At 67.2% G+C, this 16,269-nt stretch carries 10 protein-coding genes and 1 tRNA gene; 9 read left to right on the top strand and 2 right to left on the bottom strand.

The features are described 5' to 3' along the window. Positions 1–15: 15 nt before the first annotated feature. A complete protein-coding gene (locus AC3ANW_RS01995; protein ID WP_488343536.1) occupies positions 16–1,038 on the top strand; it encodes a hypothetical protein in 1,023 nt (340 codons plus the stop codon). Positions 1,039–1,139: 101 nt separating this feature from the next. On the opposite strand, the gene AC3ANW_RS01990 is transcribed toward AC3ANW_RS01995, so the two are convergent. Together AC3ANW_RS01990 and AC3ANW_RS01985 are read right to left on the bottom strand one after the other, a co-directional pair. Continuing rightward, positions 1,140–2,189, bottom strand: coding sequence for an asparaginase (locus AC3ANW_RS01990; RefSeq protein ID WP_488343535.1), 1,050 nt, complete (start codon positions 2,187–2,189; stop codon positions 1,140–1,142). A 55-nt stretch (positions 2,190–2,244) separates the two neighbouring features. Then, the gene (locus AC3ANW_RS01985) at positions 2,245–5,631 is read right to left on the bottom strand and encodes an EAL domain-containing protein (protein WP_488343534.1); all 3,387 of its coding nucleotides are present in this window, start codon (positions 5,629–5,631) and stop codon (positions 2,245–2,247) included. Between the two features lie 188 nt (positions 5,632–5,819). Between AC3ANW_RS01985 and AC3ANW_RS01980 the strand changes: the two genes are divergently transcribed. The 8 genes from AC3ANW_RS01980 to AC3ANW_RS01945 all read left to right on the top strand — a co-directional run bounded on the left by AC3ANW_RS01980 (position 5,820) and on the right by AC3ANW_RS01945 (position 16,221). Then, on the top strand, positions 5,820–6,863 hold the full coding sequence (locus AC3ANW_RS01980) for a DUF1440 domain-containing protein (protein ID WP_488343533.1): 1,044 nt from the start codon (positions 5,820–5,822) through the stop codon (positions 6,861–6,863). A gap of 117 nt (positions 6,864–6,980) precedes the next feature. After that, the gene (gene fdnG / locus AC3ANW_RS01975; RefSeq protein ID WP_488343532.1) at positions 6,981–10,046 is read left to right on the top strand and encodes a formate dehydrogenase-N subunit alpha; all 3,066 of its coding nucleotides are present in this window, start codon (positions 6,981–6,983) and stop codon (positions 10,044–10,046) included. A 9-nt stretch (positions 10,047–10,055) separates the two neighbouring features. Next, positions 10,056–11,039 (top strand): formate dehydrogenase subunit beta, encoded by a 984-nt coding sequence (gene fdxH / locus AC3ANW_RS01970; protein WP_488343531.1) that lies wholly within the window; start codon positions 10,056–10,058, stop codon positions 11,037–11,039. Beyond that, entirely contained in the window at positions 11,017–11,724 is a 708-nt protein-coding gene (locus AC3ANW_RS01965; RefSeq protein ID WP_488343530.1) for a formate dehydrogenase subunit gamma, read from the top strand. Before fdxH ends, AC3ANW_RS01965 begins: the two co-directional genes overlap by 23 nt. Before the next feature lie 83 nt (positions 11,725–11,807). Beyond that, on the top strand, positions 11,808–12,767 hold the full coding sequence (gene fdhE, locus AC3ANW_RS01960; RefSeq protein ID WP_488343529.1) for a formate dehydrogenase accessory protein FdhE: 960 nt from the start codon (positions 11,808–11,810) through the stop codon (positions 12,765–12,767). Further along, positions 12,767–14,185 carry an L-seryl-tRNA(Sec) selenium transferase gene (gene selA, locus AC3ANW_RS01955; protein ID WP_488343528.1) on the top strand — a complete coding sequence of 473 codons (1,419 nt, stop codon included), beginning with the start codon at positions 12,767–12,769 and terminating at the stop codon, positions 14,183–14,185. Before fdhE ends, selA begins: the two co-directional genes overlap by 1 nt. Further along, complete coding sequence (selB, locus tag AC3ANW_RS01950) at positions 14,182–16,104, top strand: selenocysteine-specific translation elongation factor (RefSeq protein WP_488343527.1); 1,923 nt, start codon at positions 14,182–14,184, stop codon at positions 16,102–16,104. Before selA ends, selB begins: the two co-directional genes overlap by 4 nt. Positions 16,105–16,128: 24 nt before the next feature. Then, positions 16,129–16,221, top strand: a tRNA-Sec gene (locus tag AC3ANW_RS01945). The last annotated feature ends 48 nt before the right edge of the window (positions 16,222–16,269 follow it).

Genomic DNA, 16,269 nt, shown 5'->3' with positions numbered 1-16,269 from the left:
GCAGAGGACCGGTCCATGCTGACATCGACGCCCGCCCAGATCAACTTGCCGCCCGGGCACACCGCGCCCGCCCACCACATCAGGCCGCCAGCGGCCCTTGTTCCCGCCCGCCCCTCCTGCAGTCCGTCGCACCTGGGTGCAGAAACGGTGGCCGGCCCGCTGGCCCCGCTGATGGCTGCCGCGGAAATAGACCCGGCGCTGCAGCCGCAAGCGGTCATCTTCCTCACTCCCGACGGACTCAACCTGGCCAGGGGAATCGACGCGCTGAAGTCCTTTCCCGAACTCCGTTCCGCGGCGGAGTTGTGCGACCGCATCGACACTGCCGCCGCAGCCCTGGCGGCACGGCCGGGCCGGGGCGTGCTGATGCTCAGCGGCGGCCACCATTCGCCGGGCAGCCTGATGCAGTTTCATGCAGCAGTCGATGTCTGCCAGAAACACGGCTGGCCGCTGCTGCTGGAAATCGACGCGCACACGTTCGAAAACTTGCGGCTGTTGATCAGGCTGCTGTCGATGAACCCCGCGCTGCGGCAAAAACTCGCGGGCGAGGTGCTGCTTTCGAGATCGGCGCAACGGATCATCTGGGACCATGTGCGCAACTCTCCGGACCGGTCCCTGCTGCAGAAATTCCTGCCGGAACTGCTGGGCTACTTCGACATCCTGCGGAGCGGCGTCCAGGTCGTCCATGTCGACCCGCTGGGCATTGAAGGCGGCTCCGACGCCGCGCGAGAAGACGCCATGGTGCGCCACAGCCGCCGCGCGCTGAAGAAAAACGCCAAGGGTGTGCTGGTGCTGGGCATGCTGCACGCCATGCCCATGCATGAAGACTTCTCCCTCCGAGGCGTCGAATGCCGCGAAGTCGGCCTGCTGGACGAATCCGTCAACCTGGCCTGGCAGCGTTACGACAATGCCGACGACTACACACCGGTCTACGAGATGTCCCAGGTGCTGGCGCACAACATCGGACTGCCGCAGTTCCGGCTGGCGGCGCGCCAGACCGAGGTCTATCGCATGGCGCCCGAACTGCACCCCTTCGGCTGAAAAAGCGGATGGCGGCCTGCGCATCCACCTTGCAGTCCAGCAGGCCGGACAGCGTCACGATCCACGAGGTGGAAACTCGGGGCGGCGTCCGGTAACGGGACTCAGCCGTTGAAATAGCTGCGCAGGCGGGTGATGTCCGCGCCTTGCGCCAGACCCAGCATCAGCAGCATGCGGGCCTTCTGTGCGTTCAGGGTGCCAGCGCCGATGCCTTCGACCTTCTTCGTCGAGAAGCCGCTGCCGGTGCGGCTGGCGCGCACCACCGGGAAGCCCTGCTTCGTCAGTTCGTCGATGCGGTTCTTGACGATGGTGGGCACCGATCCGTTGCCGCTGCCGACAATGACCACGCCCTTGGCGCCGGCACGGATGGCGGCGTCGAGCTGCTCGTTGTCCTGGTCCTCGTGCATGTAGACGATGGAGACCTTGGGCAGCGCGGTGACGCCCGAAACGTCGAAGGCCATCTTGCCGGTGGGCAGCGCGGGCGAGTAATAGAAACGCGGCTCGGTGCCGATGAACATGCCGAGGTAGCCCTGTTCCACCGAACGGAAGGTGTCGACCGCGGTGGTGTTGGTCTTGGTGTTGTAGAAGGCCGAGCCGATGCGGTCGTTCAGCACCACCATCGCGCCGCGCCCTTCGGCCGACTTGCTGGCCGCCAGCGACACTGCCTGCAGCAGGTTGAACGGGCCGTCGGCGCTGACGGCCGTGGCCGGGCGCATGGCGCCGACGATCACCACCGGCTTGCCGCTGGTGGAGGTGGTCAGGTCCAGGAAGAAGGCGGTTTCTTCGAGCGTATCGGTGCCGTGGGTGACGACCACGCCATGCGTGCCGGGCTGGGCCAGCTGTTTGTTGATGGTCTGCGACAGCTTCAGCAGCAGCGTGGTGGTGATGTCGTTGCTGGCCACGTTGGCGACCTGTTCGCCGCTGATGGTGGCCACGCCGGTCAGTTCCGGCACCGCGTCGATCAGGGCCTGTACGCCGATGGAACCCGCCTTGTAGGCGGTCGTGTCGGTGCTGCTTTTCGACGCGCCGGCGATGGTGCCGCCGGTGGCGTAGATGGTGACGCCGGGCTTGGCTTCCTGGGCATGCGACAGCATGGGCGCGAAGGCGGCGCCGATGGAAAGGGAAAGACAGAGGAGCTGACGCTGCAGTTTCATGGTTTGGACAAAGGTGGATGACGTGAGAACGGCCCGAAGGCCGCGGCTGATTTTTTCATGGGCCCGCCAGAATCTCGTCGATGGGCGCTGGCCGGTGGACCAGGTAACCCTGAGCAAAATCCACACCATAGGTACCCAGGCGGGCCATCACGTCGGCCTCTTCCACGAACTCGGCGACGGTCTTCACACCCAATATCCTGGAAACGTCGATGAAACAGCGCACCGCCGCCTCGTGCAGCGGGTCGGACACCAGGCCGCGGATGAACTGTCCGTCGATCTTCAGGTAGTCGACCGCCAGCTTGTGCAGGTAACCGAACGACGATGCGCCGGCACCAAAGTCGTCCAGCGCCACCCGCACGCCGACCGCCCGCACCGCATCGACGAACAGCGCCGCGTCGGCCATGTTGGTGACCGCCGAGGTCTCGGTGATCTCGAAACACAGGCGCGAACGGATGTCCTGGCCGGCTTCGGCCAGCAGGGCCTGCGCCCAGGCATGGAAGGCGCTGTCGCCTACCGACTGGCCGGACAGGTTCACGCACAGGCATTCGATGCTGGCCAGCGTCGGCAGGCCGCGCAGCCATTCGACGGCATGCGACACCACCCATCGGTCGACCCGCGTCGCCAGATGAAAACGTTCTGCCGCTGGCAGGAAAGCACCGGGCGGGATCAGCGAGCCGTCCTCGTCGCGCATGCGCAGCAGCACCTCCGCATGCAGGCCGGCATCGGGTGCGGCCAGTGCCTTCATGCGCTGGCCGAACAGCACGAACTCGTCGTTGTCGAGCGCCTTCTCGATGCGGGTCACCCACTGCATCTGGCCGTGGCGGGTGCGCATGTTGGCGTCGGTGTCGCGCCATTCGTGCACCCGGTTGCGGCCGGCCTCCTTGGCCGAGTAACACGAGGCGTCGGCCGCCTGCTTCACCGCATCGATGGTGGGCCAGCGGGCATCCAGCGGCGCCAGGCCGATGCTGGCGCCGATGCGGAAACGCTTGTCCTGGTGCAGGAAACGGTACACGTCCAGCCGGTCGCACAGCTTCTGCGCCACACGCCGTGCCTGCACGGTGTTGCAGTGGCTGAGGATGACCGCGAACTCGTCGCCGCCGAGCCGGGCCAGGGTGTCGCGGCTGCGCAGCGACTCGCCGAAAAGCTTGCTGACCTGCTGCAGCAATTCGTCGCCCGCCGCATGGCCGCAGGCGTCGTTGACCAGCTTGAACTGGTCCAGGTCGATATACAGCAGCACGTTGTCGGACGGCACCGCGCGGCACTGCGACAGCGTGCGCTCCAGCCGGTGGTCGAATTCCGCCCGGTTGACCAGTCCGGTCAGCCAGTCGTGGCTGGCGCGGTAGCTCATCTCGTTCGACAGCCGCCGCTGTTCGGACACGTCGTGGAAGACCAGCACCGCGCCCAGCAGTTCTCCGGCCTCGTTCAGGATGGGTGCGGCCGAGTCCTCGATGCCGCGTTCGCTGCCGTCGCGCGACAGCAGCAGCGAGCGATGCGCCAGGCCCATCACCTTGCGTTCGGCCAGGCAGACATCCACCGGGTTGGGCGCGATGGCGCGGGTGTCTTCATGGACGATATGGAAGGCGTCGGTCAGCGGCCGCCGCATGGCCTCGGCGCTGAGCCAGCCGGTCATGCGTTCGGCCACCGGATTCATCCAGGTGATGTGGCCGGACGGGTCGGTGGTGATGACTGCGTCGCCGATGGAATGCAGGGTCACCCGCAGCAGTTCGTGCTGTTCTTCCAGCTCCCGGGCCAGGCGGCGGCGGTCGGTCACGTCCTGGAAGGCGCCGGCCAGGCGCACCGCCACGCCGTCACGGCGCTCGACCGAACCCACGGCACGAACACTTCGCACCTGGCCGTCGGCTCGCACGATTTCCAGTTCGACATCGAAACTGTCCGCGCCGTCGATGGCCGCCCTGACCGCCTGCTCGATGGCAGGCCGCGAGCGCGGTTCATAGAAATCCAGCGCTTCCTGCATCGACGGGCGATGGCCGGGCGCCATGCCGTGTATGCGGCAGACCTCGTCCGACCAGGTAACCGCGCCTTCGGCAAGATCGACCTCCCAGCCGCCCACACCGGCCAGTTGCCCGGTGCGCCGCAGGAATTCCTGGCTCTTGTGCAGGGCCTGTTCGGCGTTCTTTCGGCCGGTGATGTCCTGTGCCGTGCCACGTACCGCCACCACCATGCCGGCGCTGTTGCGGACGGGCACACCACGTGCGTCGAGCCAGCGCAGTTGCTGGTCGGATACACGCCGGAATTCGACTTCCAGCGCATACGGTTTGCCGAGCAGGCGGCATTGCGCGATGGCTTCAGACAGCCGTTCGCGGCTACCCGGCAGGAAGGCACGCAGCCGCTCGTCGACCGGAGGCGGCGGCAACGCCGGGTCGCGGCCGCTGATGCGGAAAAGCTCGGGCGACCAGCTGTTGACGCCGGTCGCCAGGTCCCATTCCCAGCTGCCGATACGGCCGAGGGTCTGGGCTTCGTTCAGCGCCCTGGCGGTGCTTTGCAGCAGCAGGTTGACCCGCTGCAGGCCTTCGGCCTCGCGCCGCAATGCGCGCTCGGTTTCCTTCAGCGAGGTGACGTCGGTCACCTGCACCAGCACACCGGCCACCTGGCCGTCGATATGGTCCGGCACGTAGAAGGTCAGGCTGTGCCGGGGCGAGCCGTCGGGCAGCGTGGACGAGCGCTCGAAACGCTGCGGCTCGCCGTTCAGGGCGGCCCGCAGATGGTGTTCGTTGCGTTCGTACAGATCGGCGCCCAGCACCTGCCGCGCCGACATGCCGGGCATGGCGTCCTGCGCCAGACCGAACCATTCGGCACAGGCGCGGTTGGCAAAACGGCAGACCTGCCGGCCGTCCCAATAGATCATCACCGAAGGCACCGCGTCGAGCACCAGCCGGAAGGTGCGTTCGCGGTCGCCCATCGAGCGCGCCTGGCGCTGCAACTGCTGCACTTCCGCGCGACGCTCGAGGGCCAGCGCGGCTGCCCTGGCGAGCTGCTGAAGCACCAGCCGCTGGGTGGCGGAAAGCTCGCGCGGCTGGCTGTCGATCACGCAGACCGTGCCCACCCGCATGCCGCTGCTCAGGGTGATCGGCGCGCCCGCATAGAAACGGATGCCGCCAGGCGCGGTGACCAGCGGGTTGTCCGCGAAGCGGGCGTCGGCCTGAGCGTCGTCGACCTCGAACAGCGTGTCGCCCAGCACCGCGTGGCTGCAGAACGACACCTCGCGCGAGGTTTCGGCAACGTCCGGCAGACCGACGTTGGCCTTGAACCACTGGCGGTTCTCGTCGATCAGGCTGATGAGCGAGACGGGCACGCCGCACACGGTGGAAGCCACGTCCACCAGCGCCTGGAACTCGGCCTCGGGAGCGGTGTCGAGCACCAGCAGGTCGTGCAGTGCTGCGAGGCTCTCGATTTCATTGGCACGGCGATGGGCTGCTTGCATGGGGCCCTTTCACGAAAGCGCCCCACCGACGATGCGGGGCAGTGGCCGATTCTATGCAGCGAGCGATTCGGGCCGGCACAGGGTTGTTTCGTTCTTTTCCGATGTCGAAAAACCTGTTCGACAACCAGTCACATCTACCCGCCGCAGCGCCCCTAGACTGGCCCGAAACCATCCAACAAGGACGCCACATGGGCACTGATTTCAACGAGAGCGATTCGCCCGTGCTGGGCCTGGTCGCGGGGCTGGCGGCGGGTGTCGTCGGCGCCTGGGCCATGACCGAGTTCCAGAACCTGCTGGCGCGCGGCAACATCACCTCGGGTGTGTCCGGTACGCCTTCCACCGAAAAGGCCGCCGACCGTTTCTCGATCCTGGCCAGTGGCCGGCCGCTGGCCCGCTCGGTGCGTCCCGCCGGCGGCGAGGCGGTGCATTACGCCTTCGGCGGCCTCGTGGGTGCGCTGTACGGCATGGCCGCCGAGATCGAACCCCGCGTCAAGGCCGGCCAGGGCGCCGCCTTCGGTGTGGTCGCCGCCACCGTGGTCGATGAAACCCTGGTGCCCGCGATGAAGCTGGGCGACCCGGTCTGGAAGGCGCCGGCCGTGTCGCACCCCTATTCGTATGTTTCCCACACCGTCTTCGGCACCGCGACCGAGGCGGCGCGCAAGTTCTTCCGGCGTTTCTTCGGTGATGTGAAGGCCGGCGTCGAAGTGCTGCAGAAGGGCGAGACGCCCGAACCGCTGGAAATCGAAGGCCCTGGCCGCTGGCGCACCTTGCGCCTGGCCTTCCTGCTGGGTGCGACGGCCGGCCCCCGCACTTCTGCGCCGCTGGCAACCGTGAGCTGGGCCGCCCGCCTCGGGCTGGTCAACCTGAAAAATTCGCAACTGTCGGCGCTGGCCAGCCCCAAGGCGGTGTGGATGACGACGCCGATGGCCCTGGGTGAACTGATCGCCGACAAACTTCCCAGTACACCGAGCCGCACCGAACCGGCCGGCGTGGCGGTCCGTGTGGCGACCGGCGCCCTGTCGGGCGCCACTCTGGCAGGCGGCCGCTCGGCCGAGGCCGCCCTGGCAGGCGCGGTGGGCGCGCTGGCCGCCACCTACCTCGGCTACACCATCCGCACCCGGGTTTCCAAGGCCATCGGCCGCGACTGGCCCATCGCCGGCGCCGAGGACGTGCTGGCATTCGGCGGAGCCGCCCTGGTCTGCCTGGCGGCGCTGGCACCTCGCAGAACCTGACCGCCACCCGACCGGGCGACAAGGCGCAGCATCCGACTCAAGCGCTCCGCAACCCGGTTGCAGGAAAAACCTGGCTGCCTAGAATAATCCGGGAACCCTATAAAAGAGGTACCCACGATGGAACTCTCCCGCCGCCAGTTCATGAAAGTGACTGGCTCCAGCCTGGCGGGCTCAAGCCTGGCGCTCATGGGCTTCTCACCGGCGACCGCGCTGGCAGAAGTCCGTCAGTACAAGCTCGCCGCCACCACCGTCACACGCCAGACCTGCACCTACTGCTCGGTCGGCTGCGGCATCCTGATGTATTCCCTGGGCGACGGCGCGAAGAACGCCAAACCCTCGGTGATCCACGTCGAGGGCGACCCCGACCACCCGGTCAACCGCGGCACGCTCTGTCCCAAGGGCGCCAGCCTGCTGGACATCGTCAACAGCCCCAACCGCCTGCTGTACCCCGAGTACCGCGCACCGGGCTCCACCGAATGGAAACGGATGTCCTGGGACGATGCACTCACCCGCATCGCCGGCCTCATGAAGGCCGACCGCGACGCCAACTTCATCGAGACCACGGCCGACGGCAAACGCGTCAACCGCTGGACCACCACCGGCATGCTGGCTGCATCAGCCTCCAGCAGCGAAGCCGGCTACATCACCCACAAGATCGCCCGCTCCTGGGGCCTCGTCGCATTCGATAACCAAGCCCGTGTCTGACACGGCCCGACGGTGGCAGGTCTTGCCCCGACGTTTGGCCGTGGAGCGATGACGAACCATTGGGTCGACATCAAGAATGCGGACGTAATTCTGGTCATGGGCGGCAATGCCGCCGAAGCACACCCCTGCGGTTTCAAGTGGGTGACCGAGGCGAAGGCGCACAACAAGGCGTACTTCATGGTGGTCGATCCGCGCTTCAACCGCTCGGCATCGGTCGCTGATTTCTACGCGCCCATCCGGTCGGGCAGCGACATCGTGTTCCTGGGCGGCGTCATCCGCTGGCTGCTCGAAAACGACCGCATCCAGCACGACTACGTGAAGGCGTACACCGACTTCAGTTTCATCGTGCGCGACGACTTCAGCTTCGCCGACGGCTATTTCTCGGGCTACAACGAAGAGAAACGCCAGTACGACAAGGCAAGCTGGGACTACGAACTGGGCGAGGACGGTTTCGTCAGGACCGACCCCACGCTGCAGAACCCGCGCTGCGTCTACCAGCTGATGAAGCAGCACTACGCGCGCTACACACCCGAGAAGGTCGAAAGCGTCTGCGGCACCCCCAAGGCCAAGTTCCTACACATCTGCGAGAAGCTCGCCAGCACCGCCACCACCGGCCGGGCCGCGACCATCCTGTATGCGTTGGGCTGGACCCAGCACTCCATCGGCGCGCAGATTCTGCGCACCGGGGCCATGGTGCAGCTGCTGCTGGGCAACATCGGCGTCGCCGGCGGCGGCATGAACGCGCTGCGAGGCCACAGCAACATCCAGGGCCTGACCGACCTGGGCCTGCTGTCGGCCAGCCTGCCGGGCTACCTCACCATGCCCAAGGAAGCAGAGCAGGACTACCAGGGCTACATCACCAGCCGCACGCAGAAACCCCTGCGTGCCGGCCAGATGAGCTACTGGCAGAACTACCCCAAATTCCACGTCAGCCTGATGAAGGCGTGGTACGGCCCGGCCGCCACCCTGGAAAACAATTGGGGCTACGACTACCTGCCCAAGCTCGACAAGGAGTACGACATGCTCCAGATCTTCGAGCTGATGAAGGAGGGCAAGGTCAACGGTTACCTGGCGCAGGGCTTCAACCCGCTGGCGGCGCTGTCCAACAAGGACCGGGTGCGCGAGGGGCTGTCCAAGCTCAAGTTCCTGGTCATCATGGATCCGCTGGCCACCGAGACGTCCGAGTTCTGGAAGAACTACGGCGAGCACAACGACGTGGATTCTTCAAAGATCCAGACCGAGGTCTTCCGCCTGCCGACCACCTGTTTCGCGGAAGAAGAAGGCTCGGTCGTCAGTTCGTCGCGGGTGTTGCAGTGGCACTGGAAAGCCGCCGCCCCTCCGGGGCAGGCCGAGACCGACATCCGCATCATGTCGGAGCTCTACCTGCGGATCAAGGCGCTCTACCAGAAGGACGGCGGCAAGTACCCAGACGCCATCCTCAACCTGTGGTGGCCCTATGCCCATGGCGAGGAACCGACACCCGCCGAAGTTGCCAAGGAATACAACGGCCGTGCGCTGGTCGACCTGAAGGACCCGACCGACCCGACCAAGGTGCTGCGCAAGGCGGGCGAGCAGATTTCAGGTTTCGGTGAACTGCGCGACGACGGCAGCACCATGAGCGGCTGCTGGATCTTCGCCGGCGCCTGGACGCAGGCCGGCAACCAGATGGGCCGGCGTGACAACTCCGACCCGACCGGCATCGGCAACACCCTGAACTGGGCCTGGGCCTGGCCGGCCAACCGGCGCATCCTCTACAACCGGGCGTCCTGCGATCCATCCGGCAAACCCTGGAACCGCGAAAAGACGCTGACCCAGTGGAATGGCAGCGCCTGGGTCGGCCCCGATGTGGCCGACTTCGGTGCCACCCTGGCACCCGAAAGCGGCGCCGGCCCGTTCATCATGAATCCCGAGGGTGTGGCCCGTTTCTTCGCCCGCAAGGGGCTCAACGAAGGACCGTTCCCCGAGCACTACGAACCGTTCGACACACCGCTGGGTTTCAACCCGATGAACCCCAACAATCCCAAGGCCACCAGTTCGCCGGCGGCGCGGGTGTTCAAGTCGGTCTGGGACACCTTCGGCACGGCCAAGGAATTCCCGCACGTCGGCACCACCTACCGGCTCACGGAGCATTTCCATTACTGGACCAAACATGCGTTGCTGAACGCCATCGTGCAGCCGCAGCAGTTCGTGGAAATCGGCGAGGCGATGGCGAAGGAACTGGGCATCGCCAACGGCCAGATGGTGAAGGTCAGTTCCAAGCGCGGCTACATCAAGGCGGTGGCGCTGGTCACCAAACGGATCAAGCCGATGACCATCGAGGGCCGCACGGTGCACCACGTGGGCATACCGATCCATTGGGGGTTCAAGGGCGTGACCAAGGCCGGATTCCTGGCCAACACGCTCACGCCATTCGTGGGTGACGGCAATACCAACACACCCGAGTTCAAGACCTTCCTGGTCAAGGTGGAAAAGGTTTAAGGAGCCGTCATGTCAATGCAATCCCTGGATATCAAGCGCCGCTCCGCCACCACCCTGCCGGAGCCGATGGCGCGCTCCCCGCACTCCGGCGAGGTGGCCAAGCTCATCGACGTCTCGAAGTGCATCGGCTGCAAGGCCTGCCAGACCGCGTGCATGGAATGGAACGACCTGCGCGACGACGTCGGCACCAACGTCGGTGTGTACGACAACCCGGCCGAACTGACCCCGGATTCGTGGACCGTGATGCGGTTCACCGAATACGAGAACGACGAATCCGGCAACCTCGAATGGCTGATCCGCAAGGACGGCTGCATGCACTGCGAAGACCCCGGCTGCCTGAAGGCCTGCCCTTCGCCGGGCGCCATCGTGCAGTACACCAACGGCATCGTGGACTTCCATGAGGAGGCCTGCATCGGCTGTGGCTACTGCATCGCCGGCTGTCCGTTCAACGTGCCGAAGATCTCGAAGAAGGACAACAAGGCCTACAAGTGCACCCTGTGCTCCGACCGCGTGGCGGTGGGCCAGGAGCCGGCCTGTGTGAAGACCTGCCCGACGGGCGCCATCATGTTCGGCACCAAGCAGGCCATGAAGGACCAGGCCGAGGAACGTATCGTCGACCTGAAGGAACGCGGTTTCGCCAAGGCCGGCCTGTACGACCCGGTCGGTGTCGGCGGCACCCATGTGATGTATGTGCTGCACCATGCCGACACGCCTTCGCTGTACCACGGCCTGCCGAACAAGCCGACGATCAGCCCGCTGGTCGGATTGTGGAAGGGCGCGGCCAAACCCATCGCACTGGCGGGCATCGCCATCACCGCGCTGGCGGGGTTCTTCCACTACACACGGGTGGGGCCGAACGAGGTCAATGCGCACGAAGAAGAAGACGCCGACATCGAGGCCCGCGAACGCCGCGAGGCCGCCGGGGTGGGCATCGATCCGCTGGTCGAAGTGAAGGAACAGGAGGCCCGCCATGAGCAGCACCCGCAAGCCTGAACTGCCCACCAGCCGCGACTTCGCGACCGCCAGCGAAGAACCGGTGATCGAGCGCTACACCGCCAACGACCGCAGCAACCACTGGATCACCGCCATCTGCTTCGTGCTGCTGGCGCTGTCGGGCCTGTCGATGTTCCACCCGGCCATGTTCTGGCTGAGCGGGCTGCTGGGCGGCGGGCCGTGGACCCGAATCCTGCACCCGTTCATCGGGCTGGTGATGTTCGTGTCGTTCATGATCCTGGTGCTGCGTTTCTGGCACCACAACTTCCTGGAACGCAACGACGTGCAGTGGATGCGGCAGATCGGCGACGTGCTGACCAACCACGAGGAAAAGCTGCCGCCCATCGGCCGCTACAACGCCGGCCAGAAGATCCTGTTCTGGGTGCTGCTGGCCAGCATGCTCGGCCTGCTGCTGACCGGGCTGGTGATCTGGCGGGCGTATTTCACCTATCTGTTCCCGATCACCGTGGTGCGCGCCGCAGCCCTGCTGCATGCGTTCCTGGGCTTCGTCATCATCTGTTCCATCATCGTGCACATCTATGCGGCGCTGTGGATCAAGGGGTCCATCCGGGCCATGACACGCGGCTGGGTGACCTATGCCTGGGCGCGCAAGCACCACAAGGAATGGTATGACGAGGTGGTCGACCGTGAACGTTCGCTGGCGCGTGACCGGCGTGATGTCTAGACTCTCGCCACCGATTCCGCAGTGATGATCGCCGGGCTCGCCCGGCGATTCTTTTTTGGTCCCTCTCTTCTTGGACATTGCCTGTGCAACGCATCCTCCAGCCCGGCGAAATCGAAGCCCTCGACCAGATCCATTTTCCGCGTGTGCGCCTGCCGCAGCCGGCGGTGCTTTTCCAGGAACGTGCGGCGCGCCTGAGGCAGTTGGCGCCGGGCAATCCCATCGCCGACTACCTGTCGTTCGCCGCCCTGCTGGTCGAGGCGCAGCACCATGCGGTGGTTGCCGCCGCACCGCCCGAACCCGTGGCGGCCGGCGTCGTCGAGCGGGCCAACGCACACGGCATGCCGCTGCTGCCGGCCTCCGAAAACCTGCCGGCCGCGTGGCAGGCTACGCTGCGCGGCCTGCTCGCCCGACTGCAGAACGACCCGGCCGTTCCCGCCGGCCTGTCGACTGTCTTCACCCAGCTCTCGGTGCTGGACGACGGCGCCCTGGACGCCCTGGCCCGCCAGGTGCTGGCCGACAACATCGGCCGTGAAGACCTGGCCGCCGCGCCGCTGGTGATGGCCGCGCTGCAGGTCCAGTTGTCGCTGCGTGCCGCTTCGCTGGACGAACAGACGGTGCCTTATGCCGAGCCCGCCACCATCTGCCCGGTCTGCGGCGGCGCACCGGTCGCCAGCGTGCAGCGCATCGGCGGCGAAGCCGGCGGCCACCGCTACCTGCATTGCGGCAGCTGCGCCACCGAATGGCACATGGTGCGGGTCAAGTGCACCCACTGCGAATCGACCAAAGGCGTCCGTTACCAGGGCGTGGAAGACGCGGCCGCCACAGCCGCCGGGAAGGCCGACACGAAGAAACCCGTGCTGGCCGAAACCTGCGACCAGTGCCACACCTACCGCAAGCTTTTGAACCAGGAACAGGACCCCTACGTCGAGCCGCTGGCCGACGACCTGGCGACCATCACCCTCGACCTGCTGATGGGCGAAACCGATTTTGCGCGGGCCAGCAGCAACCCATTGCTGGCCATCGAAAAACCGCTGGTGGTGTGATGACGGTGCCGCCGCTCCGCCTGCCATCGGTCGACCGGGTACTCGCGGCCGCGTCTTTCAAGGCGCTGGCCGACCGCTACGGACACAGCGCTGTCGCCACCGCTTTGCGGGCCGAGTTCGACGAACTGCGTCCTGCCGCGCTGGCCGGCCAGCTGACCGAACAGGCCACAACCGAAGCCCGGCTGGCGGCCGCCTGCGAAAGCCGGCTGGCCACGCGTTTTGCACCGCGCCTGCGGGCCGTCTTCAACCTCACCGGCACGGTCCTGCATACCAATCTGGGCCGTGCCCTGCTGCCCGACGTGGCGGTGCAGTCGGTGGTGCGCATGCTGGCCGCGCCCGCCAACCTCGAGTTCGACCTGGAAACCGGCGGACGCGGCGACCGCGACGACCTGGTCGACGGCGTGTTGTGCGAACTGACCGGCGCCGAGGCCGCTACCGTGGTCAACAACAACGCGGCCGCGGTGCTGCTGACCCTCAACGCACTCGCGCAGGGCAAGGAAGTCATCGTGTCGCGCGGCGAACTGGTCGAGATCGGCGGGGCCTTCCGCATACCGGACATCATGGCCCGCGCCGGCGCCCGGCTGGTCGAGGTCGGCACCACCAACCGCACCCATGCCCGGGACTACGCCGAGGCCGTCACGACCGACACCGCGCTGCTGATGAAGGTGCACTGCAGCAACTACGCGGTCACCGGTTTCACCAAGAGCGTGAGCGAGGCCGAGGTCGCCGCAATAGGCCACCAGCGCGGCCTGCCGCTGGCGGTGGACCTGGGCTCCGGCACGCTGGTCGACATGGCGCGGTGGGGCCTGCCGCACGAACCCACGGTGCGCGACGTGGTGAGCGCCGGTGCCGACATCGTCACCTTCAGCGGCGACAAGCTGCTGGGAGGCCCGCAGGCGGGACTCATCGTCGGCCGCAAGGACCTGATCGCGCAGATCAAGAAGAACCCGCTGAAACGCGCCCTGCGCGTCGGCAAACTCACCCTTGCCGCGCTGGAACCGGTGCTGCGCCTGTACCTTTCGCCCGAACACCTGGCCGAACGGCTGACCACCTTGCGCCTGTTCACCCGGCCGCAGTCGCAGATGGCGTTGCTGGCGCAGCGCCTGCTGCCGACGGTGCAGGCGACGGCGATGGATTTCGAGGTGACCGTCGCCGCCATGTCGAGCCAGATCGGCAGCGGCGCCTTGCCGGTCGAAACCCTGCCCAGCGCCGGCCTGCGGCTGGAGCCACGCGACGGCAAACGTGCCGGACGCCAGCTGGCGCGGCTAGAAGCCGCCCTGCGCGGCCTGCCGCGACCGGTCATCGGCCGCATCGCAGACCAGGCCTTGTGGCTCGACCTGCGCTGCCTGGAAGCCGCCGACGAAACGGCGTTCACCGATCAGCTGCCGGCCTTGAAGACGCTGCTCTCGCAACCATGATCGTCGGTACCGCAGGCCACATCGACCACGGCAAGACCACGCTTGTCCGCGCCCTCACCGGCGTGGACACCGACCGGCTGAAGGAAGAAAAGTCGCGCGGCATCTCCATCGAGCTGGGCTATGCCTACACACCCTTGCCCGACGGCGGCGTGCTGGGCATCGTCGATGTGCCGGGCCACGAGAAGTTCGTCCACACCATGGCAGCCGGTGCGTCCGGCATCGACCATGTGCTGCTGGTGGTGGCGGCCGACGACGGCGTGATGCCGCAGACCCGCGAACACCTCGCCATCGTGGAGCTGTTCGGCATCACCCACGGCAGCGTTGCGATCACCAAGACCGACCGGGTGGACGCCGCGCGCATCGCCCAGGTGCGGGCCGACATCGATGCGCTGCTGGCGACTTCGCCGCTGCGCGGCGCAGCGGTTTTCGAAACGGCGCCCGCACCCGGCACATCGACCGAAAATCCCGGCATCCTGGCCCTGCGCGGACATCTTTTCGACACGGCACGTGGCTGGCGGCAGGGCCGCGCCGACGGCCTGTTCCGGCTGGCGGTCGACCGTGTCTTCACCCTTGCCGGCCACGGCACCGTCGTCACCGGCACGGTGCACGGGGGGCGCGCCCGCGAGGGCGACATGCTGGTGCATTCCGCCAGCGGCCAGCCGGTGCGGGTGCGCAGCCTGCATGCGCAGAACCGGCCGGCGAACGAAGGCGTGGCCGGCGAACGGGTAGCCCTCAACCTGGCCGGCATCGACAAGGACAGCATTGCCCGCGGCGACTGGATCGCCGACGCCCGGGTGCTGCAGCCGACCCGCCGCCTGGACCTCCGCCTGCGCCTGCTGGCCGATGCGCCGGCCATCGGCTCGTGGACGCCTCTGCATGTGCATCTGGGCGCCGCGCATGTGCTGGCCCATGCGGTGCCGCTGCAGGCCGACAGCGTGGCGCCCGGCACCGAGGCGCGGGTGCAGCTGGTGCTGGACACGCCGGTATTCGTGGTGCCCGGCGACCGGCTGATCCTGCGTGACGCACAGGGCCGGCGCACCGTCGGCGGCGGGGTGGTACTCGACCCGGCGGCCCCCGAACGCCGACGCCGCAGCGCAGAACGCATCGCCTGGCTGGACGCGATGGAAACCCTGGTGACCGACGGCGACCTGCGCCCGCTGCTGGCCGCCGCGCCGGCCGGCCTGACCCGCAGCGGCCTGGCCCACCTGCTGGGACGCTGGCCGGAAGCCGATGCGGCCGGCGCCGATGCGCAGGCCTTTCAGCTTGCCGATGGCGACCTGCTGTGGCTGGCCCCCGCCGCCTGGGCCGCCGTGCGCCGAAGGGTGGTCGACATGCTGGACCAGCACCACCGCCAGTCGCCGGACGAGCCCGGCCTCAACAGCGCGCGACTGCAACGCATGACGGGTCTGCCGGCCCTCGGCTGGTCGGCCTGGATCGACCGGCTGTCGACCGAAGAAGACACCCTCGCCCGCAGCGGTCAATGGCTGCATCGGCCAGCCCATCGCATCACCTGGAGCGAAGCCGACGAAAGGCTGGCCGCGCAGCTGATGCCCCTGCTGGCGGCCGGCGGCAACGATCCGCCCTGGGTGCGCGACCTTGCCGCGGCCACCGGCGCACCCGAAACGGCGGTGCGCGAACTGCTGCGCAAGTCGGCCCGCGGCGGTGCGGTCCACCAGGTGGTGAAGGACCTTTTCTACCCCGCCGAGCGCATCGCCGCGCTGGCCCGGACCGTGGCTGAACAGGCGCCCGGCGAAGTGGTGGTCGGCACCTTCCGCGATGCGGTGCAGCTGGGCCGCAAACGCGCCATCCAGATCCTGGAGTTCTTCGACCGCGTCGGCTACACCCGGCGTGCGGGCGAACGCCGCTGGGTGCGGACCGGCATTCGGTGGACCGAACAGGGGCCCGTCGGCTCCTCTTAAAATCCCCGTCGGAAATCAGGAAAAGGAAGGCAATCGCACCCGGTGGTGCGCCCGGGCTTCAAACCCGGTAGGGGGCGCCAGCCGCTCCCTGGTCGGTTCGACTCCGGCTGCTTTCCGCCCTTGAGCTGTCAGCCGACTGCGCAAAATCCACGCTTTTGCCGGACA

This window comes from Xylophilus sp. PBN-3R, from assembly GCF_057747805.1.
Note: the sequence above shows the minus strand (reverse complement) of the source record. Positions and strands in the feature narration are given on the sequence as shown.

Bases quoted from the DNA above. Each gene is read 5' to 3' on its own strand.
- AC3ANW_RS01990 (WP_488343535.1), bottom strand. From the start codon at position 2,189: ATGAAACTGCAGCGTCAGCTCCTCTGTCTTTCCCTTTCCATCGGCGCC.
- fdxH (WP_488343531.1), top strand. From the start codon at position 10,056: ATGTCAATGCAATCCCTGGATATCAAGCGCCGCTCCGCCACCACCCTG.
- selB (WP_488343527.1), top strand. From the start codon at position 14,182: ATGATCGTCGGTACCGCAGGCCACATCGACCACGGCAAGACCACGCTT.
- AC3ANW_RS01980 (WP_488343533.1), top strand. From the start codon at position 5,820: ATGGGCACTGATTTCAACGAGAGCGATTCGCCCGTGCTGGGCCTGGTC.
- selA (WP_488343528.1), top strand. From the start codon at position 12,767: ATGACGGTGCCGCCGCTCCGCCTGCCATCGGTCGACCGGGTACTCGCG.
- AC3ANW_RS01965 (WP_488343530.1), top strand. From the start codon at position 11,017: ATGAGCAGCACCCGCAAGCCTGAACTGCCCACCAGCCGCGACTTCGCG.
- AC3ANW_RS01995 (WP_488343536.1), top strand. From the start codon at position 16: ATGCTGACATCGACGCCCGCCCAGATCAACTTGCCGCCCGGGCACACC.
- AC3ANW_RS01985 (WP_488343534.1), bottom strand. From the start codon at position 5,631: ATGCAAGCAGCCCATCGCCGTGCCAATGAAATCGAGAGCCTCGCAGCA.